General features: G+C 33.1%; 16 protein-coding genes and 2 pseudogenes. 7 read left to right on the forward strand and 11 right to left on the reverse strand.

Annotated features, from left to right (window positions below; all coding sequences use genetic code 11):
• Positions 1-69 precede the first annotated feature (69 nt).
• From ACSG5Z_RS28265 to ACSG5Z_RS28275, 3 genes are read right to left on the reverse strand one after another with little or no spacing between them, the layout of a single operon-like run.
• On the reverse strand, positions 70-603 hold the full coding sequence (locus ACSG5Z_RS28265; protein ID WP_097890040.1) for a VanZ family protein: 534 nt from the start codon (positions 601-603) through the stop codon (positions 70-72).
• A 19-nt stretch (positions 604-622) separates the two neighbouring features.
• The gene (locus ACSG5Z_RS28270) at positions 623-1,966 is read right to left on the reverse strand and encodes a sensor histidine kinase (protein ID WP_435712667.1); all 1,344 of its coding nucleotides are present in this window, start codon (positions 1,964-1,966) and stop codon (positions 623-625) included.
• Positions 1,963-2,625 carry a response regulator transcription factor gene (locus ACSG5Z_RS28275; protein ID WP_097890038.1) on the reverse strand — a complete coding sequence of 221 codons (663 nt, stop codon included), beginning with the start codon at positions 2,623-2,625 and terminating at the stop codon, positions 1,963-1,965. The genes ACSG5Z_RS28270 and ACSG5Z_RS28275 overlap by 4 nt, the downstream gene beginning before the upstream one ends.
• Positions 2,626-3,409: 784 nt before the next feature.
• Here ACSG5Z_RS28275 and ACSG5Z_RS28280 point away from each other — a divergent pair.
• Positions 3,410-3,817: a YndA family protein gene (locus ACSG5Z_RS28280; RefSeq protein ID WP_000734339.1), complete on the forward strand. Its 408-nt coding sequence runs from the start codon at positions 3,410-3,412 to the stop codon at positions 3,815-3,817.
• Between the two features lie 240 nt (positions 3,818-4,057).
• Here ACSG5Z_RS28280 and ACSG5Z_RS28285 read toward each other — a convergent pair whose 3' ends face one another.
• From ACSG5Z_RS28285 to ACSG5Z_RS28300, 4 genes are all read right to left on the reverse strand, one after another.
• Positions 4,058-4,219, reverse strand: coding sequence for an aspartyl-phosphate phosphatase Spo0E family protein (locus ACSG5Z_RS28285; RefSeq protein ID WP_075313841.1), 162 nt, complete (start codon positions 4,217-4,219; stop codon positions 4,058-4,060).
• A 185-nt stretch (positions 4,220-4,404) separates the two neighbouring features.
• On the reverse strand, positions 4,405-4,860 hold the full coding sequence (locus ACSG5Z_RS28290) for a hypothetical protein (protein WP_435712679.1): 456 nt from the start codon (positions 4,858-4,860) through the stop codon (positions 4,405-4,407).
• A 63-nt stretch (positions 4,861-4,923) separates the two neighbouring features.
• The gene (locus tag ACSG5Z_RS28295; protein ID WP_062821186.1) at positions 4,924-5,523 is read right to left on the reverse strand and encodes a hypothetical protein; all 600 of its coding nucleotides are present in this window, start codon (positions 5,521-5,523) and stop codon (positions 4,924-4,926) included.
• 491 nt (positions 5,524-6,014) lie between these two features.
• The gene (locus ACSG5Z_RS28300) at positions 6,015-7,328 is read right to left on the reverse strand and encodes a DNA primase (protein ID WP_435712668.1); all 1,314 of its coding nucleotides are present in this window, start codon (positions 7,326-7,328) and stop codon (positions 6,015-6,017) included.
• 2,266 nt (positions 7,329-9,594) lie between these two features.
• On the opposite strand from ACSG5Z_RS28300, the gene ACSG5Z_RS28305 reads away from it, so the two are divergent.
• Complete coding sequence (locus ACSG5Z_RS28305; RefSeq protein WP_435712669.1) at positions 9,595-10,344, forward strand: MerR family transcriptional regulator; 750 nt, start codon at positions 9,595-9,597, stop codon at positions 10,342-10,344.
• A gap of 25 nt (positions 10,345-10,369) precedes the next feature.
• On the opposite strand, the gene ACSG5Z_RS28310 is transcribed toward ACSG5Z_RS28305, so the two are convergent.
• The 3 genes and pseudogenes from ACSG5Z_RS28310 to ACSG5Z_RS28320 form a co-directional block, all read right to left on the reverse strand.
• A complete protein-coding gene (locus ACSG5Z_RS28310; RefSeq protein WP_064472956.1) occupies positions 10,370-11,818 on the reverse strand; it encodes an FtsZ/tubulin family protein in 1,449 nt (482 codons plus the stop codon).
• Positions 11,818-12,252, reverse strand: coding sequence for a hypothetical protein (locus ACSG5Z_RS28315; RefSeq protein WP_064472955.1), 435 nt, complete (start codon positions 12,250-12,252; stop codon positions 11,818-11,820). Before ACSG5Z_RS28315 ends, ACSG5Z_RS28310 begins: the two co-directional genes overlap by 1 nt.
• Positions 12,253-12,826: 574 nt before the next feature.
• Positions 12,827-13,512 (reverse strand): annotated as a pseudogene (locus tag ACSG5Z_RS28320) (hypothetical protein).
• Between the two features lie 538 nt (positions 13,513-14,050).
• On the opposite strand from ACSG5Z_RS28320, the gene ACSG5Z_RS28325 reads away from it, so the two are divergent.
• The 3 genes from ACSG5Z_RS28325 (at position 14,051) to ACSG5Z_RS28335 (ending at position 19,220) form a co-directional block, all read left to right on the forward strand.
• Positions 14,051-15,553, forward strand: coding sequence for a replication-relaxation family protein (locus ACSG5Z_RS28325; protein WP_435712670.1), 1,503 nt, complete (start codon positions 14,051-14,053; stop codon positions 15,551-15,553).
• Positions 15,525-18,446, forward strand: a complete 2,922-nt coding sequence (locus ACSG5Z_RS28330; protein WP_435712671.1) for a type IV secretory system conjugative DNA transfer family protein — start codon at positions 15,525-15,527, stop codon at positions 18,444-18,446. The genes ACSG5Z_RS28325 and ACSG5Z_RS28330 overlap by 29 nt, the downstream gene beginning before the upstream one ends.
• A gap of 171 nt (positions 18,447-18,617) precedes the next feature.
• Complete coding sequence (locus ACSG5Z_RS28335; protein WP_435712672.1) at positions 18,618-19,220, forward strand: hypothetical protein; 603 nt, start codon at positions 18,618-18,620, stop codon at positions 19,218-19,220.
• A gap of 129 nt (positions 19,221-19,349) precedes the next feature.
• Here the strand turns inward: ACSG5Z_RS28335 and ACSG5Z_RS28340 are convergent, their stop codons facing one another.
• Positions 19,350-19,508: a hypothetical protein gene (locus ACSG5Z_RS28340; protein WP_001183576.1), complete on the reverse strand. Its 159-nt coding sequence runs from the start codon at positions 19,506-19,508 to the stop codon at positions 19,350-19,352.
• Positions 19,509-19,611: 103 nt separating this feature from the next.
• Here ACSG5Z_RS28340 and ACSG5Z_RS28345 point away from each other — a divergent pair.
• Positions 19,612-19,879 (forward strand): annotated as a pseudogene (locus tag ACSG5Z_RS28345) (CD3324 family protein).
• A gap of 136 nt (positions 19,880-20,015) precedes the next feature.
• Positions 20,016-20,825: an alpha/beta fold hydrolase gene (locus ACSG5Z_RS28350; protein ID WP_097890020.1), complete on the forward strand. Its 810-nt coding sequence runs from the start codon at positions 20,016-20,018 to the stop codon at positions 20,823-20,825.
• The last annotated feature ends 95 nt before the right edge of the window (positions 20,826-20,920 follow it).

The following is a 20,920-nucleotide window of genomic DNA, read 5'->3' on the forward strand; positions in this document are numbered from 1 at the left end:
CGGAGAAAATCAAAAAAGACCGGCAGGAATAACCCTGTCGATCAAAGTGATAAAGCTTGGTTGCTAACATCAGGGGTGCAGACGCCTCATAACAAAATGGCTGAGATAAAACAGATAGGCGAAATATAATACTACGAATACAGTTACTACCAAGGCAAGTATATTTACAACCTTAACAGTCCTATTTTTGAAAATCTTGAACAATAAAGCATAAATACCAATGCCAATTACCCCTCCAAGCGTATTGTCAAGTACATCAGTAATATCGCTTCTTCCTATTGCGAAAATGAATTGTATAGCTTCAAACGCCAATGTCAAAGCAACAATTGGAAGAACTTTCTTCATAAAAGGCCATTTGCTTTTTAGCATACAAATATATATACCTAAAGGGATAAAAATAAGTATATTATCTCTTATTTCTCTAAAATCAATAGTTCCGCTGTCATCGAAAGATCCCTGAAATGGAATCAGATTGATTACTCGTATCCCGTCTGATATTTCAGAAGAAAAAAACGGTAATTTGAAGAGAATGACGCCTGTCAACAGCAGCATATATATTACAAACAATGCAATTGTAAGTTTATTTCGGTTTTCTGATTTCATTATTTTCTCCTTGTGTTATTTATGCCTTTGGCAAATCCATCCAAAACAGAACGCCATCCGGAACGTTTTCCAAAGCATATTCAATGTTCATTACTTCCAACGTTTTCCGCACGATGGTCAAGCCTAAACCGTTGCGCCCACTTTTCCGCCCCCGCACTTTATCCATACGGTAGAATGGGTCAAATAACTTAGGCAGAACTGTAGCGTCTATCCTTGCATCTGTGTTTAGTATACAAAGGCGATATTGTTTAGCCGCAGGCTCGCTCCATATCCTAATTTCACCGCCTATAGGCGTATTCTGTACTGCGTTCAAAATGATATTGGAAAGTGCTTTTTGAAGCATTTTAGAATCGACAAGGCAGTTTTGTCCGTCAGGAATGTCCATAACAATGCACTGACCGTTTGCTTCAGCTAATATCTGAAAGTCAGGCAGTATGTCAGCCACTAATTGCCTAACTTTCAGTTTTTCAGGATCTTGAGAGATTTCCCCATCGCTCAGGTTGACAATCTCCAGTATCTCGGAAATCACATCGTCCTGCGCCTCCATCATCTTCACGCATTCGCGCAGGTATTTGGGATGATCTTTGTAATCACCTACATTTTCGAGCATACCCTCCAGCAAGATACTTGTTGCCGCGATAGGCGTTTTTAGCTCATGTGAAGCCGCCGAAAAGAAATATCGCTGTGCTTCCTCCATTTCCCTTACCCGCAGGATTTCATTTTCTAACCGGGAAATGGTATCTTTCAACTTATCGTACATAGAGTGAATGTCACGCGACAAGTCGCCTAATTCATCCCGGCGTATAGGCAGGCTTTGCGGTACATCTTCAAGCCTTGTCATTTTCCCGGCGTCATCCGCCAGTCGCTTGATTGGGTTGGTTATCTGCCGTGCAAAAACATACGCGCACACAAGGCAGAGGGCGAGTATAATGGCAAACGCGACCATTGCCTGCACAATTATTTCATTGTAAAAGGCAGTTAATCCCGGTCTGGTCTGGGCGACGACAGAATAACCGAGGGCTTTATCATTATGCACCACATAGTAAAAGTCACCATTGAAATTATCCGTGGTATCAGCACCCGGCGTAGCGTAAATCACGCCGCGATTATCATCTATAATGCAAAACTCAAATGATTGGTTGTTGTCACGAAACCTTTGCGCTGCTGCGGGAATATCGTTATAATCACTATTTTTTACTCTATTGACCAAAGGCTGATAGGACACTACTATTTGTTCCCTTTCAACTGCTCTGTACAGTGTTAAGAATTGACTTGAAAACAATGCGGCAGTTACGAAAACAATCAACAGCATAGCAACTATCGTATAGGCAAAAGTCTTAACAAATATCCCATTCTTTTTCATGAAGTTTCCTCCAATCGGTAGCCCACTCCGCGTACTGTTTTGATGATATTATCCGGTAGCTTCGCCCGTAGGTTTTTAATGTGAGTATGCACGGTGCTGCCATCACCGTCAAAATCGTAGCCCCACACGCGGGACAAAATAACTTCATGAGATAGTGTTTTTCCGTTTTTTTGCACCAGTAGCATTAAGATTTCAAACTCTTTAAGGGTCAAAAGTAATTCCTCGTCGTCATAAAAAACCTTGAAATCTTCCGGCAAAAGAGTCAGCTTGCCATAGTGAAGTTCCTTTGCCACCGCACCGCTGCGACGGAGCAGCGCCTCCACACGTTTCAGCAATAGCTGAATCTTGAACGGCTTAGTCACATAATCGTCCGCTTCCGCATCAAACGCTCTGATTTGATTCTCATCATCGGAAAGAGCAGTCATCATCAGAACCGGCGTATTATTCAGCTTACGGAACTCCCTTAAAAGCTCATGACCGTTCATTCCCGGCAGCAAGATGTCAAGAATGACAAGCTGATAGGTGTTATCATAAAACTTGGTATGCGCTTCATCCCCGTTAAAACAGGCATCCACCTTATATCCCGCTCCAGATAAAAAGACTTTTACTGCATTGCAAATATGCTCATCGTCCTCGACAAGCAGTATTCGTATATCCATAAATGTATACCTCCGAAAAAAGGATAACACAGCAATCTGTATTTTCCCTGTAGTTTTAAGATTTATTTCATTCGTCCATCAACAAGTTTTACGGTATTCTCTGGAATAGCCCATGTCCAGCCGAGCGATATTCACCTATAATCCTGCCTACTTACATAAAAGCTGTATCCGACGATCTGAAATGCCCCATTTCTCACTGGCTTCTTTCGCTGTCACCAAAACTCATTACCAAAAACAAAGTGCCGAAATGTTGGGGTTACGCCTTCAAATAATTCTTCAATTTCTTTTTCGTTTATTAGAACTTCCCTCCTATTTATTCAAATCTAAGAATTCATTTTACATCACTTTTAACTTTATTTTTTCGCATGGTAAAAATTAACAAAATAAAAATAAGAGATTTACTTTTGTTTTTAAATGACTTTATTATCAATATACAACACCCACCATTAAAATAAGGGTCAAAACCTTTGCCTATAAGGGGTACTGCCACATGCCTATCAACTTAAGAAAAGTCAACACCTCAAAAATAAAAAAAGAACTAATTCCCTAAAATTAACACCTATAGAGAAATTAATTTTTCGTTTAGAGGGTAATTAAAAACCTTAGCTTGATCGCGCGAGACCCCTATTAGCTGAATAGCAATGTGGAGTTACCCCTAACATATGGATAGAAGTGTTTTCAAACAACATTATTTTAAAGCATTCATTTATTTGCAACAAAACAAAATATTTTATGTATTATGTGAAGAACAATAAATTTCAATTAAAAATAGGGAGGAATAAGAATGAAAAAATTAAAAATGAGTATGATGGCATTCGTAACGACGTTGTTAGTAATGTTGGTCCCTTCTTCTACATTTGCAAACACAATAGAGCCTTTTAGTTCTGGATGGGATTACTTAGGAGAAGAAACGCTATATTCAAATGGTGCTGAAAGTTATGTATATGCCTCGACTGGTGGAGATTACAAGATTTGCCGAGCTGCTGAAGTAGGTTCAACTAGTAAGTTAAAAGTTGAATTATGGGAGTACGATCCTGATAGCTATAATGATTATGTAGGCGTACGATATTTAGGACCTGGTGAATGTGGGGTTTTCAGAAATATTGGTGGTTTTGTGGATGGAGGAAATGAAGCGGAATTTTTTGCGAAATCAAGATCTAGCAGTAAGATGCATTTAATCTTTTTTGATTAATTCATTAACAAAATGTTCCGCTCTTTGTTTACTAACTATATTGTCTTCTGTTAACTTAATTCGTTAAACAGCTCTCTCTATTAAATTTATTCTTAATTTTAAAATAGTAATCACATCACTTTTCAAACGAAAATAATTAATTAAGGTTTTACACTTTCTCAATATTACGGTATCAATTTTCTTATATAATTAAATTATTCTTTATTTATTTTATGTATCTGTTCCCTTTGAACCCTACTATTATAGGGTTCCTTTTTTTATAATCATATATTTATTAATTAATTTATCAATTTCCTGACTTAAATGGAGGACTTTCATATGACTAAAGCCATGTTTATTTACCAGTTCTACTAATTCTAATTTTTTATTTTCTATTAGATCATTTAACTTCGCCACTAACATAAACTTTTTTCTTTCACACTCCCCCTGAACAAAATAAAAAGAGCTGCTCCCAGCTCTTGTATAATAAAATCTTTATTATTGCAGTGTAAATTTTTCCATATTCTATTATAAATGAATATACATAAAGCCAACAACAATAATTTTAGTGTATTTAGAAATAAAAAAGCAGCAATAATTCATTACTGCTACAACTTCTTTATAAATTCGTTATTAATAAAAACATATTCTTCTGGTTCATCAGCTTCACCATACCAAGCTTCCAGCTTTATAATATGTTCTGCTACTTCTTTTAATATCAAATTCATAAATAATGAAATAGGTGTCACATTATATTCTTTATCTCTGTAATTCTTTAAATTGGCTATAAATGACCATTCATTACCTTTTAAATTTGTATAATAGTCATTCTCTTCTTCCCAGTTTCCTACGTGCCACCTCATATATAGAAAATCATCTTCTGCTAATGCTTCATTTATCTGTTCCTTTGTAAATGGAATGTCTGTACTACGATTAACTTTTATATATTCTTTAACAAATGGAAACTTTAACGCTGCTTCTTCCCAGCTTCCTGTATTTATTAATTCCACCAATTCTTTATATTCATCCTTTATAATTACTTTACCTCGAAAGGCTGTATACATTTCAAAAGACAAATTTATCACCTTCTTAAATTCATTATGAATTTAATTAACATATATACTTAACTACACAATAGATGGTTTTAGAAATCGAACTACGTTTCCTTTTTCACTAAATTCACTCTCATTGTTACAATTTTTCGAGGAGAGATCCACTATATAACTCTCTGAAATTTTAAAAGTTCTTTCCTCATTAAACATTGTCAAAGGAACTGATACTCCAACATTATTATCTAAATGACTTAATACCATTACAGGTATAGTTTCTCCTTTTAATAAATCAACATATGAGGTCTTAACTTTATAATAATGTCCTTCTAAAAAGTGCATTTTTCCGTTTATTAAATCCACTGCAACTCCATTATTACAGTACGCTAAGCTTTGATTTGAAAAATGGATGTCATCCGATACTTTAATAAATTTCATCGTTTTATTATCAAATATATAGTAACCCTCTCTTACTACAAAGAGATTATGCGGATTGATAAACTCTAGCAAATAATGCGTAATTTCAAAGCTAGTATCCCCCTCAATCATTTCTCTGTATTCTACATAAAGTTTCTCTAATTTTTTAAATGTACTTAGTTTGATCCCCTGATTTGGTCTTGATGCAAGTGTTAAGTCATCTAATACCCATTTAGCCACGTATGTTGACGTTGGAATCATTTACAATATACCCCCTTCAAAATTCTATATATGAACATATAAACTATTTAAATTTAATAAATTGGACTCTACTTAAAGTATAGGCAGAATCTATTTAATAACTAAGCTAATTCTCTAACTTTTTCATAATAAAATGTTTAAAAATAATAATGAGTTATTCAGTTTTTCAATTTGTATTTAAATGGTGGGTTTCAAGGATATGTGACCGATTCGGGGTATGGGGGCCATCCTCATGTATAAGGGTTACAACGCTAATGTTCACTATAAAACCCGACATAAGATCGATTATGTTGGGTTTTATATGATTGTCTTTATTAAAAATTAAACATTATTTATATTTTGTATTCTTCTATACAAAACATCCGTTTAGAAAGAGTAAAAAATAAATTTACCTATAAAAAACAATCATTCTAGTTATGGTGTAAAAAAGTAATTAATCATTTCTATTGCTTATTAATATGTTTTTTAACATATTATAATTTAAATAGCGTTTATCTCACTTTCTCTATTGCTGGAATATAATCGTTTAACAATAAATCATCTAGCCCCTTTCCAAGATTAATATCCCAACTTGCATAATTAATACTTATCCCTTCTTGATAAAGCGCTTGCGCACATTCTAATAACGACCGCTGAACATCTGAATTTGTAATCATATCCATATCTAAAGCGAACGTCGCCTGTTTAACTCCCATTTTTTTTAATGGTTCAATTAATTTTCTCCATACTTTAACCCCAGGTATTGATACAACTGTGGTACCATACATTACTTTTTCCTCATTTGTTAGAAGCTCGTCTAAGTTTTCTGCAGCAATATCAGACTTTAGACTACCTTCTGAAATCCATACATTATCCTTTTTTATTAATTCTCCACGTTCCAAACTTTTCAACTCTCGACTAGGTACTGCTACATGTATTGGCAATGGTTTCCCAGCTCCTGTTCCATGGAATTTTCCACCTGAGCTGATCCAAATATATTTACTTTCTAACTTTAATTGTACTTCACCTAATTTTTCACCCTCATAATTAATTTCATACCATTCTTTAACATCGATTTTACCTTTAAATATAGACTCTATCTTCCCATTGATTTTATAGGTCACCTCTATGGTATTGGGTCGCTCAATAACTTCTGCCTTAAAGCTTGGATTATGATTTTTTACAACTGTCATATATTCAGGATTATCAATTCTACATTGAAAACCGCATATCTGATTATATATATTTCTCTGCGGTATTAATAAAGAATCTCTCCTTCCTGCAAACGTGAAATATCTTCCATCCTTTGTTTCATTTGCATAAAATCCTGGAATTCCAACAATATAGCTTGTTTTCCCCCCTACTTTTTTTATTAGCTCTTTCGTAGTATCCCAAGGTTTAAGAGGAAAACTTTTGTAATTTCTAACATTTATAACTTCTCTTGTAATCCTGCGTTTTGATCCCCTTAACATTTTAATATGTTCATCTCGCACGTCTAGAAATTCTAGGAATAAAGTGTAAATAATATCAAGGGTGTAATCATTTTTCTTCCTATGTTCCTTAATCATCTGATCTTGAGAAAAGTCATATCCCCTTTTTTGATCTTCAGCTACTATATGTAAATAGCCTGCTTCCCCGAATTTTGTTTCTGATGAAATTCGTCCGCATATTATTTTGGTTTCAGAATCATTAACCATGCACCATCCTTGCTTACCACATATAGGGCATGTTGTTCTATAATATTCAAACCATCTCTCATTACGCCCCTTATTCATGCTTCTCACTGGTCTTAATACTCTACTTGCTGCTAACCTTTCAATTGACATCACATATCTCCTTTTTCCTTAATCAAATAAAAAGGCCCTTTGGGATACGGAGGTTAAATACCACACAAACGTGTAATTTAATCCGTAACCCGAAGGGCTTTATGTAATCACTAGAAAATAAAAAAATTTACAAGCTACAATAAGAATATACTAAAAATTCTCAATTTAATCAAATAATCTCCAGATTTTATTAAACTCCACACCATAATTATACATGAGCATCTCACTCCTTAACCCCTTTTGGGCTCTTTGAAGCGAGAACTTCTTTAGAATCAGATGCTATTTTAGCAATCTATATTTACCAAGCTATAAGGATCCCCGTTATTAACGGTTCATTAATGTTTCTCTGCTGAATTTTTTTGATACAGTATATTCCCTACTAACCAATTAATTGCGCTATTAAACGCATTACTGTTTACCATAATTTATTTTTTGTAAACAATCATATAATTATCAATCTCATGTCAATATCCACAGAAAATCAATACATCTTCTCCACATTTGACATTGACATATCAAGTGAGATTAACATGTTAAATGAAGCGTGCCAACTTTATCACTAGTATTCACCGATTAACATTAACAAGCGGATACTTATCAAAAATGTTTATACCTATCTAAACTTCAAGATCTATATTAGTTGAACATTAGTCCATTGAAACAGATTTTACGGAAGTATGTTAATTAATAAACTAACATTGAAAATATTTCAATGTTAGTAAGATATAAAAAGAAACAACATAAAACTATCAATCTCATGTTGATACCACTGAAAAGATAACTGATTTTTTATCCCATGTTTGTTATTAACATGTTAACTAAGATTAACATGTTAAGTGATTATTTTCTTTTGTTATCAACATCATTCTAATTAAGGTTGACATGACATTAACAATATGGCGTTGAAAAGAAGAAATGTTTATTTATTTCAAGATTTCAAAGTCTATATTGGTGAAAATTTTCTTCTGTGGTGGTTTGCTCGAAGTGAATCTAGTGATGATCTATCCTAGAAAATGTTTTCACACTATCAAAAAACAGTTAAAATCTAATCGTAATAATAAATGACGACAGCAATTCAATGTTTTTCATCCTTTGTTTATCATTGACATATAGTCTATAAAGTTAAGCGTAGAGAGAAATGCTATCTAAATTGTTAATGTTATATCAACAATTTTCGTTTAACATTAATATGACATTAACAATTAAAAAGTTGAAGCGCGCATAGAAGCAGCTCTGAGGATTTCAAAATCTGCATTAGTTAAAAATTTATCTGCCACAACAGAGTTCTATCGAAATATCAAAAAACACTCTAAAAGTACTATAGTTATAGCAAGAACTTCATACAATCAATAGTTTCTTATTAGCGTCAAAAAAATAACAGTTTTCTCTTTATTTATCATTGATATATAACCTGAGATTGACATGTTAATAGAGTTTGTTGTCCGTTAATACTAGTGTCATATCAATTTATCATTAACGCGTATTGACATAACATTAACAATTGTTGATTCTAACGTTGAGAATATACATACAAATAGAGTTTTAGATTCTATATCTATTAAGAGACCTTTTTTATAGCAAAATCCCCTAGATAAGTCGGGAGGATATCATTCTTGAAGGCATTTTGATAGTAGCCAAAAATAATAAATCGCTTTTTATTACTTCCGATCTAAAAGTAGCAATTGTATGAATCAATTTTGATTATATAGAGATCCCTTGTAAAGGGCGGTGCCTCCTATAAAAAATGAGTTTATATTAAAGTAATTCAATAACCTTCATGTGCATTCTAAAGACCTACTGAAGCCAATAAACTATACATTTCTTAGCTTTCTACTACCGATTATCATAAATTATAATAAATATAGCCCTTTTTTATTATTAGTATGGGCTTTTTGTTCTACATTTATACATACTTTTTAGCTTTTAAGTCTTTAAGTTTAATGCTATATCCTTATAATTTATTTACAAATCACTAATATTTTCTTATCATTAATATATTGTAGACTAATTTGTTAATTTCATAGCAACAATAATCATTAATAACTAACGGATTATCAACAGGACATTAACAATAGTTAATTCAAAAGCCGATTTATCAACTTCATGTTAACAAGTGATACTTTATATATCGATGACACATTTCATGTGAATGTCAATCAAAAAAGGTATTGAGGTTTATATCGCCGAAAGATACTTAACATGTTAATCTCATTTTATATGTTAATTACATTTTGCTATGGCCATTATATTTCAAGGAGGTATAACGATGATTGAACAAGATAACAAAAATACAACTGAACATATGGAGTCCAATAATACAAACTCTAGTCATGAAGATACTTTTGAAAAAGCTTGGCGAATAACAGAGTTTTCTAAATTAGTAGGTCGACATCATAACACTGTATACAATTGGTTCAATATCCTAGAAGAAAAGGGGTTACACGGAACATTAAGAACCAATAATACAAACGAAAAGTTATATAACACACTGGATTTAGACATAGCTTTATTTATCAAACTAAAAAGGGATGAAAAGTGGTCGCTAGATGCAATTATTGAGCTTTTACCACATCAATTTGAACTAAGACCTGTTTCTCCAGAAAATCAAACCAGTGAAGTCTCATCCCAATTAAACATGCAGGAAGCTGCAGCGACTATTGAAAAAATAGTAGAACAAAAAATTCAAATACATTTACAAAACATTGAATTAGAGTATCAAGGAAAGTTCGAAGATGCTATACGTGCGGTGCTACCTGAACCAGAAGACCCTGAGAGGTTAAAAGAGCGCCAAAGACAAGAAAGACTAGATAATATAATTATTCAACATAGAGCGCGTACAGAGTTAAGAAAACAAGCTGAAAAAGAATGGAATACACAGCCAGAAGAAACTCGTATTAAAAAAGTGGGTTGGTTTAAAAAAGAGGAAGATCTTGCGAGAAAACAACTTTTCATAGAAAGCTATATTGATGAGAACATGATTGAATACATGCAAAATGTAATGAAAACAGAAAAATAAGCCTGGAAAATTCCAGGCTTATTTTTTATTTTGTTCCGAACATCTTATCAGGATCCATAAATGCCGCTAATTCTTCATCATTTAGCTTTTGCGGTTCTTCATCTTTCTCTGGTTCTAATTCAAAGTAATCACCAAAGTTAATATTGAAATCATCGTCCGAGTCTTGCGCTTCAATAGTAGTAATTTGAGACTTTGTATATTGAATTTGACTTTGTTTTTCCTTAAATTCATTATATTCTTCTACTAATCCTTTAGATAATCGAGATGGTAGTGCATCTGTCTTATAGAAAGTATACACGCTACCCATAAAGTCATTTTTACTAACTAAATAACCATTAAAAACAGTTCCATTGATTGGTAGTTTATTTGTTACTTCTACTTTTGCATCATCCATAAATGAATCATCAAGGTTCTTCTGTTCATCTAAAATTGCTAACATCCCAAAATGATGTACCTTTGATGCCTCTAAATCTCCATTTTCATTTGTCTTCATCAGGTCAATAGGGTGATGGAATGAGCTTCCTTTCAATGATTCTGAGAACATATCTACAATTTCTTTACTGTTTTCAATTTGATTCATATTACGTGAAACCTTATTAATTACTAAACAGCCTGTTCTTTCTAGTAAAATTCGTTTAAAGTCCTGAGAATCTAGAATTACTGATGTTCCTGAACCGTTTGCAGCTGTATTTAACTCATGAATAATATCTCCAATACGCTGATTTGCATAGTCTCGTGAGTTTCCGATGCCTTTTTTCTCATTCTCGTTTAATCCCTTAAACTCATCATAGAAATGTTGGTTATCTGCAAATACAACAAATGCAACGCCTTTCGCTGGATCATTAGCTAACTTCCAAATTTCTTGTGAAAATTTATTCACCTGTCTTAGTACATCCGGCCCATCTGCTCTAACTGGAAGTGTAACCACAATACCCATTTTAATAAAATCTTTACGTTCAATTGCATTATTGAAAGCAATTCTTGCATACTTTTGTTGATTTTTGATTAATTCTTCTCTAGGAATTTTCATTGCCATACTTTTCAGTTCTTCAGCAATTACAGGTTTATTATGAAAAGCAGTGAATTCTTCAATTGCTTGAATAATTGTAGATGTACCTGTACCACCACCTAAACCTGCAAAAAATAGCACTAACTCATCAGTTGGTCTAACACGTTCCGTTATAAATTCTTTTAGTTTATCCTTAGCTTCTTCATTAGATTCTAACACCTTTACAGCACGCTCAGGATTCTTACCCAAACCACCTAATTTTAGTGAAACTTGGTTGCTTTTTGGCACGTTTTTCAGTTCTGCTAAATCCCCATCATTACTATTCAATGCTAGGCAATTATAAACTGCTGTACCGTCTGTATGCTTATACTCAGCAAACTTATCTACCATTCTAGTTCCAGCTTGACCAAAACCAACCATAGTCATTTTCACTGCTACTTCGTTTTTCAGAAAGTTTTTTGCCATTATTTTATCTCTCCCTTATTCTCATTACTTTTTTTACGTTTGCTTAATTCAACTAATACTTGCTGCCCCCTAATAGTTGAAATTAAAAACTTATACGGATGCATAATTTTTTCTGTTATTAATGACATTGAAGCTAAAGTAGCAACACTACCTTCCGCTGATCTTCTTGAAATGTTAGTTCTTTCAAGTTCTAATGAATAGGATTTACCCTTAGGTTTCTTTACTCTCCTATCAATAACAACACTTTCTACTATCTCATTTATTGAAATACCTCTCATATATTTTGTTTCTTGGTATTGTTTGTTTACTTGAGATCCTATGTAATGAAATACATTGTAGAGTATTTCGTCTTCTTCAATAATGTCTGCAAACATTTCCACAACTTCTTCAGTAAATTTGTTTTGTTTATATTTTTCACTTAATACCTCGTTCAAGTTGTTCCCCCCTTAAAACGTTGGTTAATTATTCCTAAAAATATATTACATCATTGCAAGACGTATATCAAGTCATTATATATAAGACTTATATTGAGTTGTTATATATAAGGCTTATATAAGATTCACAACATGTAAAATTGAACTAATGTCTTATATACCAACAACAATTATATAAGGCGTACATGAAAGTCGTTTATATAAGCAGTGAACAAAACATGTTAATATCAGGTTTCATATAACTAACAATAACTATTAAATTATAAATATGGGTGCAGTATTTATGTATATTTTTATCTAGAGTTATAATTCCGATATATAATACTTCTAAAATAACATTCTATATCATGGCCATTAGATTTATACATCTTATATATACGAACTACATATAAGATGTGTATAAAAACACTTATCATTAAAGGCTTTATATACTTTCATATTAATTTCATGTCAATAAAATATTACCAAGAAATTTCATACATCCTATTTGAAAGACTTATATAAAAGACTTATAAATAAAACGTGTATATAACCCTAAAAAAAGAGTAATACTTCTTTAGTATTACTCTTTTAACTATATAGTTTTATATAAAACCCTTAGTTTATTAAACAGATCTTTATGATCCCGCTTCTTTTTTAATAACTCATTTTTCTGTTGGTTGTCTACAGAAAGGAAAGGGGATGTCAATGTCATGTTATATGTAGTTATTTCTTTTATTAATTCGGAAGTTATTTCTGAGATTTGTAGGAATAGCACATAAAATTGTGATTCATTTTCATTCATTTGATTCTCTTTGAAATTAAGTTCTACAAACTTGTCAGTATAACTTGTCAATTTCATATCAATATAGTCACTATAACTAACATGTAAGGTCATGAAGCGATTAAACTCAGATGAACTAATTAATTTCTTTGTTAAGCATAGATGCACTAAATATATCCTATATACAGCTTTAAATGAAATAATATATTTAGTTCTTTTTTTCTTAATTGGATGTATTCACCGTATCTGTTAATTAAATATCTTAATTTGTTAGATTTTATCCTTAATATTCTACTAACTTGTGAAGTATTGTAAATTTTATAAGGATCTAGAGCTGCAAACCGTAATGGAATTATCTCATATTCATTATTTAATGTGTTGGTTACCTTGTTATAAAGAAAGTCTGCTTCAAATTCACTTTGTATTATCTTTGTTATTAACCCATATTCTGTGTTCCAATTCCGCATTTTTTCACCCCTTAAATCAGATTGTAACATGCAAAATATGAAATATACACAATTTTCATTTACTTTATTATGTTTATTTACTTATTTCTTTTATGATGTAATTTTTCCTTCTGATAAATAAATACCTCTACAGAATTAAATGCAATTCCGTTTAATATTTAATTTCATCTATACAAAAGTATATTCACTGTACATTTTATCTATTTTTGATACTCTACACATATATGACGGAATACATATGTCGAACCCTTTTTTTATCATTAGAGTTCGTCATATGTCCTCTTATCACTGTCGAAATACATATGACGAACTCTGATAGCAAATTTTCACTTGATAACATTGTATTTTATTACTCACACCTGACGAAATAATATGTATCTCTAAACCAAGAGTCCATAAGGGATAATGGGTTGTTTTTTTGCAATCTTCAGCTAAAATATACACTAATCACTTTTATGTACTAAACTGCTTAATTTATCCAACATTAATTACTTTCATTACATGACAATTGCACTCGATTTTATGCAAGTTTCCGTATATTATTTCCATATCAAGGGAGTGTTTAAAATTGAAAAAATCATTTGATCATGCCGTTAAATATATCGTCGGAGAAAATGATCGTGGAGTTTATTTTAATCGTTCTGATATTTTTACAGTTTTATTTTTATATGAACAACGAACAGTATCTCAAATTCAATTACGAAAATTTTATGAATTGATACGTGGGGAGCCTATAAGTCGAACTACATTTTCATCCAAATTAACTAAGTGGGCTAAAATGAAAGTAATAAAAAAAGAAAATATAAGTGTGAGAAAAAAGCGTGGCTTCACACTGGATTTCGTTTCTATCGCTTCAAAGGGAGCAGAAATATTATATCGTTTAAAATTAATTACTGATCGCAATACCTCGTTTGTTACCAAAAGGCAATATGAACACAATATAGCAATTACACAATTTGTGCTAAATCTACTTGAAGCAGAATCCCAAAATGAACATACCGGTGCAATTGTAGGTGGTAACGGCGATTATCTTTTTCCACTAAGCTCAATTGTGAAGCAAAACTTACATTTACCCAACCTAATGTATTCTGATTCAAATGATGTTTACTTCTTATACGAAGATGAAGAGTATCGCGAAATGTTTCAGCCAGAACTTCAACCAGTTTCCTTCCAACAAGATTTACCTCAACTCGTTTATTCATTTCGTCCATCTAAAGAGTTTTATCCAGACTCAAAGGGAAACCCATTAATCATTCCTGATTGGGTTCTTACATGTAACGATTCTATTATCAATATTGAAGTTGATACAGGAACAGAAAACATTCCATTTCTAGAAAACAAACTGAAAAAATATCTTGATATCGATGATTCCTATCACACAATTTCTACCTACAAAAAGAGGACTACACGTGTAACAAATTTAAAAAAAGCTTTCAGCAATATACCACGTTTAAGTGTAGTGAATAACCTAGATGTTTACGTATGCAACATGGGTGGATCGGAACTTGTAATAAACAATATTCTTCAAGAAATTCGCGAAATTAATAGTTTAAGCAAAAGTCATCTGCTCAAAAAAATCACAGAACGTTTGAACATAAATTCTTCTTTCCCTTATTCGGTAGAGTGGATATCTAATAAAAACGAAATGCAAGCGAAAGGGATTCAGCATTCTAAACTACTTGAGCTAACAGAAGACATTTTGGTATTACGAAAAAAAGCACCTGATGAAGAAAAAAAATCTTTAGATTACTTAGAAATATTGTATATATTAACAATACTTAAGGTAGGGGAGGTTAACACACACTTAAAATTACAACAATTATCAGGATTGTTGGCCATGCAAAATCAACACCGAACACTAAACCCAATTAAAATTTTGGGGATATATGAAGCGGATGAATTAGAGCATGGGCAGCAAGCCATTTTTACTGATCTGTATCACAATTCCATAGCACCAGAGAATATATTATTGGCTACTTCTGCTGAATTGCTTAATTTCACCGCTGCTTTTTATTCGTTAAAAGAGAGGGTGAAACAAGAATTTGGAGAATGCAGTTCAAAAGAATGCTGAACTCAATAATGCACCAGGTAATGGGGAGGATCCAAAAGCCGGAAAGAACAAAAAAAATTCCTATACAGTTACAATCGATCTTACAAAAAGCTGGAAATATCGTTTAGCAGCCCGCTCATCTTACTATGTTGTGACATTACTACTTCTGCTAGCTTGGTATTTTGCGTTTAGAGGAATTTATAAATATGCTTCTTTCTGGTCAATACAAATGGGGGCTCCATTACCTACTTTAAGTATCTTCGGTAATCCGTTTGAAACTAATTATTACATTGAAACCTTTTTTAGCTTTTGGATTTTAATTTATACTTGGCAACTATCAACCAAAGTTAAGAGCTATCAGGAGATAAAGCGTAGATGGTTTATTTTTTCGATGATGTTAATTGGTATAGTTGCCCAGTACTTATGGGCGTTTAGTGTTCCATTAGCTAAGATATTTATTCCATTCTTACATTCGAAAGCTGGAGAAGTTTCACTAAATGACAAAGGATTAGAGGATACTATACTTTCAAATTTTAGTAATATCATGCACCTTGTATTTGCTATACCTGTAATTATTATTATTCTCGTACTCTTATGGCTCTTTAAGATTTTTTATGAACATAAAAAAGAGCTTTTAGATGAATTCGGAAAATGGGAATACGTATTTAAAATACCTGGTTGGATGCTTTCCTTTTTGAATGATGATCGTCAACGAAAACTTGCTACTTCATTACACAAGTTTTTCACTGAAAAAAACCCATCAAAATTGCCAGACCCTGATATCTTTCTTGGTCCTAATAGTGCAACACGGGAAATGGCAGTTATACAGGGTAAGTCTCTAACGCTTAATATAATGATCATCGGTAACATTGGTACAGGTAAATCAGCTGCACTTGGTTTACCAATTGCTAATCAAATTCTTGACTATATGGCTTCAATGATTAATAACTTTAAAACCTTATATGCAAGAAAAGATTATCATTCAGAGGATGTAAAAGGAACGCAGGTAAATGGTCTTACAGTTATCGAGCCATCTAATGACTTCTGTGAAAAGGTATATAACTTGGTATTGGCACACAAGATTCCCGAAAGTGTTATTTTCTATTTAGACCCAACAAATCCTGATACCCCTTCAATAAATTTCGTTCGTGGTCCAGTTGATAAAGTCGCTGAGATGTTATGTTCAGTATTAACAGGGCTCTCTGATAATGGAGCAGGAAATCCTTTCTTCGTTCAATCTGAGCGTTCCCATCTTAAACAACATATTTACTTGTTAAAACTCCATGATTCAAAATTTGAAGCTAGATTTGAACATTTAATTGATATGTATAATAATGCTAATCTCGTTTTTGAGATGCATCTCAAATTAAAAGAACGACTTCCAAATGATATTGAATCTATTCCAGATAGAGATGAACGAAACCATTGGCGCATAATGAAACAAGTAGATGAATGGTTTGATTTAAATTATGTTCCCGAAATTTCTGGTGGCCGTGGGGGAGGGGAAGTTGTTTATCATACTGAAGGGAAATACTATGGGCAACCTAAGATTATTGATAAACAAGAAACCTTCGTTCGTGGTTTACGAAACACATTAAATGATATTTCTGCTCAACCTCTGCTCCGTCGTGTTTTATGTGGTCCATCGAATTTTGATTTTGAGAAGCATGTGGAATTTGGAGGTATTCTGTTAGTCAATACAGCGAAAGGGGAACTTTCTGATCTATCTGATGTATTCGGTAAATTGTGTTTATATGCCGTACAAAATGCTGTTTTCCGTCGTAAGCCTAACATATCTCCTTACCATCCTGTTTTAGTCGATGAGTTTGCGGATTACATTTATAAAGCATTTAAAAGTTTTCCTGCTCAATCACGGAAATATAAAGCACCTTTAATTGTTATTGCACAAACAATTAGTCAATTGGCAATTGAACATGGCCCAAGATTCATGGATATCCTGTTAGGAACATTTCGTAACAAACTTGTTTATGGTGATGTTACTAATGAAGACGCTAAATTGTTTAGTAAGCTAATGGGGACGAAAACAATTTATGAGGCACGTGAAGGTGATCAAGAAATTGATATGGTAACAGCAGAAACGAAAACACAAAGTACACGTAGAACATCCTACTCTTATTCGAAAACAGAAGTACCCATTCTTTCTGAAAATGATATCTTAATTCAAAAAGCATTCCAGTGTGCTGCTAAAATTGTAAAAGATAATGCTCCTCAAGGAGGAATACAAGTAAATGCAAACTTTGTTCCTGCCACTGAGTTTAAAACAGCGCCTACTGCAATAGAAGGTTGGTTACAAACGTTAAATCCTGATACTTGCGATTTTTATAATAATGAAGATGTTACTGACAATGAAGATGAGCTAACAAATAATCAGTCTGTTCAAGATTACTCAAGAAATTCTGCTCCTAATCTAGAAAAGGAGGACACTACAGCATCAATTGCTACTTCTAATAAAACAGAACCCGCAAAAATTACTGAAGTAATCGATGTTCAAAAAGAAAAGGTACCAGATACAAGTAAACATAGAGAACCTATTGAACTTAACAACAAAGCATCAGTTATTACTGAAACTCCAAGAGAAGTGCCAAGGGCGAAGCATACACCACAATATAGAGAACCTGCTTACACATCAACTGTTAACCATAATCAGCAGGAACAGGAAATTCAACGAACTGCAGAAATCAATGGTAAAAATACAACATCTAACTTAACAATGCAATGGTTACAACAAATGGCTGCCACTGTTCCTCAAGAAGAAGAAAATACATTACCTTTAGATGAAATGGAAGGTGGCTCTCGTCTTCACAATCGTAAAGTAGCAGAAGTAACTCCAGAAAGTGCGGCAATTAAGGATAAACTCAGTCAATATATAGAAGGTGACATTGATCATGATTGATGCATTAAGCATATAACGAATATTTATAATGGTAAAAAGGTGTGGGTTGTAAACTCATACCTTTTTATTATTTCATATGTAATTTCCCCCAAGGAGACCATTTCTTTATGCTAAAATTTAATTGAGTTTGTGTAGAAGCAGAAAATGGATTAAATATTAAGGGTTGGAGGAATGACATTGGAAATAGCTAATTTAAATTTGCCCATTGATAGTATGCACTTTTTACTTAAGCATCAAATTAAAGGAAATGAATTCGAATGTCTCAATGTAGAATTTTACACCTATTCAAATGGTTTTCTTTTAGATGTAGTGGAATGGACAAAACAAAATGATTTTTCTTTATCGATATTGGATAAAGAATATACAGAAGCGTTTTTAGCGAGTTTAGAGAAGTTTAAACCATACCTTGTTATTGGGAGTAATATGGATTCAGGTAATCTAATTACTATCTACCAGCCCACAGGCGAGATATATGAGCTAGAGCATGAAATTACAGAAAGAGTAGAAAGATATTTTGTTAATTCTTCTATAGAGAAAATGCATTCCTGCTTCAATTGCTTTAAAAAGTATTGGGTTCAGCTAATAGGGCAGGGGCACTACAAAGATTGTGATCTAATAAAGACTTTTCATGATTTGAAGAACAAATTAGTCGAGCTTGATAATAACATATTAATTAATGATGATAACTACAATAGACACTTTTGGAATTGTTTATATCATGGCAATTTAAACTTTCTTTTTGAAAAAGTCAAACAAAATATAGATTATTTCTAATGGGGATACTTCGTGAAATAAACTTTATATGAAATTAAAAACGATTTCTTAAGAAACAAAAGCCGTTAATGGGTTATCTCCTTATTGTTTAAAACATTCACTAAATAAAAAACAGTAAGGAGTGGTTTCTTAATCCCGCATTGCACCTGCTTCTCGGGAAGTCATTGCGCCTTGTCCTTCTCTTACATCATTTTGAATTTCTTGTTTCACTTTTTGTGCATCAGTTTCTGCAAAATTTGGTTTCATAATAGAACCAGACGTTTCTATATCTTTTTTATCCTGTTGCATACAAACCCTCCTGACTTTAACATTTGCCAACCTTATTATGTACAAAAGTACACATGATATCCACCGAGTAATCGAGTGCGTTTATGGATTAATACGGACAGATATGAAGTTGGCAGAAAGGGGCTATTTAAAAACAACGGCTATTTTACCTAAAAAGCTGATATTAGAAATTCAAAAGTATGTTCCAGGAGAAACAATATATATTCCTAAACCTAAAACCTCTCATCAGAGACGGGGTATACGTTCTGGGACAAGAAAGCTGATCGATGACAGAAATGCTTCTATTAAACGGTAGAACGATTAATCAAATAGCTGATGAATATCACCTCTCCATTGAAACAATCAAAAAATTGTCTACTCTAAATAAATAAAAAGGATACACTTATGAAATGATGCTCATTGTTTTTTCTTATGGCGAATTTGTTTCTTAGTCATTTCCTGCATTTTATATCATTCGCCAATTGTGTAATGTTAAGGGAAATGACAGAAGAAAGGAAGGATGTACAAATGAGGATAGTAAAAAACGGAACATTGCAAGTACTTGGAGCAAGCATCTACTATGAGGTGCGTGGCTCAGGTCCAATTCTTCTTTTGATCCATGGTGGGGGTGGTGATGCCGACAAGTTCCATAATATCGCCGACCATCTTGCTAAATGGTATACCGTTGTTACTTACGATCGTCGTGGTCATTCCCGTAGCAACCTCGTCAATAAAACTGAGGATTATCATGTGCACACACATAGCGAAGACGCTCACCTGCTGCTAGCTAATCTGACCAATGAACCGGCTTATGTATTCGGAAGTAGTTCTGGTGCTGTCATCGGACTTGATCTGTGCATACGCCATCCTGAGCAGGTACAGTTACTAATCCCACACGAGCCGGTTTTATTACAACTTTTACCTGAAAATGAGTTGAAGCAGGCTATAAATTTCATGGAAGACCTTAAGACAAATCATCAAAGTGAGGTCATAAAGTTATTGTCAAATATTGATGATAGCAATTTCGGACTATCGAAGGATATGCTAACAGAGCGACTACTCGGTAATTCGACTTATTTCACTGAGTATGAAATCCCGGGAATTCTCAGCTATACTTTAAATATCAATGCATTAAAGACCCCATTAAAACCTACATCGATACAGGTACGTCCAGCCGGCGGAAGTACTTCACGAGAATTTTTTCCTTACCATTGCGCAGTCAACTTAGCAGAACACCTCGGAACAGAATTCGTAGAGTTTCCCGGACACCATGTGGGCTATAACACAGTGCATCATAAAGAGTTTGCTGAGAGGTTACACGACGTTCTTGAGAATTAATCAGGAAACGTATCAATGGGTAAGGTATGAGCACAATGGCGCGTATAGATATCAACAGCAGAATATGAACAAACTAAAAAGAAGCAGTTACCTCT

The organism is Bacillus pretiosus, assembly GCF_051294775.1.
Classification (GTDB): domain Bacteria; phylum Bacillota; class Bacilli; order Bacillales; family Bacillaceae_G; genus Bacillus_A; species Bacillus_A wiedmannii.

Excerpts from the sequence above, each read along its gene's own strand:
- ACSG5Z_RS28310 (WP_064472956.1), bottom strand. The coding sequence starts at position 11,818 with ATGGCAAAAAACTTTCTGAAAAACGAAGTAGCAGTGAAAATGACTATG.
- ACSG5Z_RS28295 (WP_062821186.1), bottom strand. The coding sequence starts at position 5,523 with ATGATTCCAACGTCAACATACGTGGCTAAATGGGTATTAGATGACTTA.
- ACSG5Z_RS28300 (WP_435712668.1), bottom strand. The coding sequence starts at position 7,328 with ATGTCAATTGAAAGGTTAGCAGCAAGTAGAGTATTAAGACCAGTGAGA.
- ACSG5Z_RS28280 (WP_000734339.1), top strand. The coding sequence starts at position 3,410 with ATGAAAAAATTAAAAATGAGTATGATGGCATTCGTAACGACGTTGTTA.
- ACSG5Z_RS28290 (WP_435712679.1), bottom strand. The coding sequence starts at position 4,860 with ATGTATACAGCCTTTCGAGGTAAAGTAATTATAAAGGATGAATATAAA.
- ACSG5Z_RS28335 (WP_435712672.1), top strand. The coding sequence starts at position 18,618 with ATGACATTGGAAATAGCTAATTTAAATTTGCCCATTGATAGTATGCAC.
- ACSG5Z_RS28350 (WP_097890020.1), top strand. The coding sequence starts at position 20,016 with ATGAGGATAGTAAAAAACGGAACATTGCAAGTACTTGGAGCAAGCATC.
- ACSG5Z_RS28270 (WP_435712667.1), bottom strand. The coding sequence starts at position 1,966 with ATGAAAAAGAATGGGATATTTGTTAAGACTTTTGCCTATACGATAGTT.
- ACSG5Z_RS28305 (WP_435712669.1), top strand. The coding sequence starts at position 9,595 with ATGATTGAACAAGATAACAAAAATACAACTGAACATATGGAGTCCAAT.
- ACSG5Z_RS28340 (WP_001183576.1), bottom strand. The coding sequence starts at position 19,508 with ATGCAACAGGATAAAAAAGATATAGAAACGTCTGGTTCTATTATGAAA.
- ACSG5Z_RS28265 (WP_097890040.1), bottom strand. The coding sequence starts at position 603 with ATGAAATCAGAAAACCGAAATAAACTTACAATTGCATTGTTTGTAATA.
- ACSG5Z_RS28285 (WP_075313841.1), bottom strand. The coding sequence starts at position 4,219 with ATGTTAGTGGCGAAGTTAAATGATCTAATAGAAAATAAAAAATTAGAA.
- ACSG5Z_RS28275 (WP_097890038.1), bottom strand. The coding sequence starts at position 2,625 with ATGGATATACGAATACTGCTTGTCGAGGACGATGAGCATATTTGCAAT.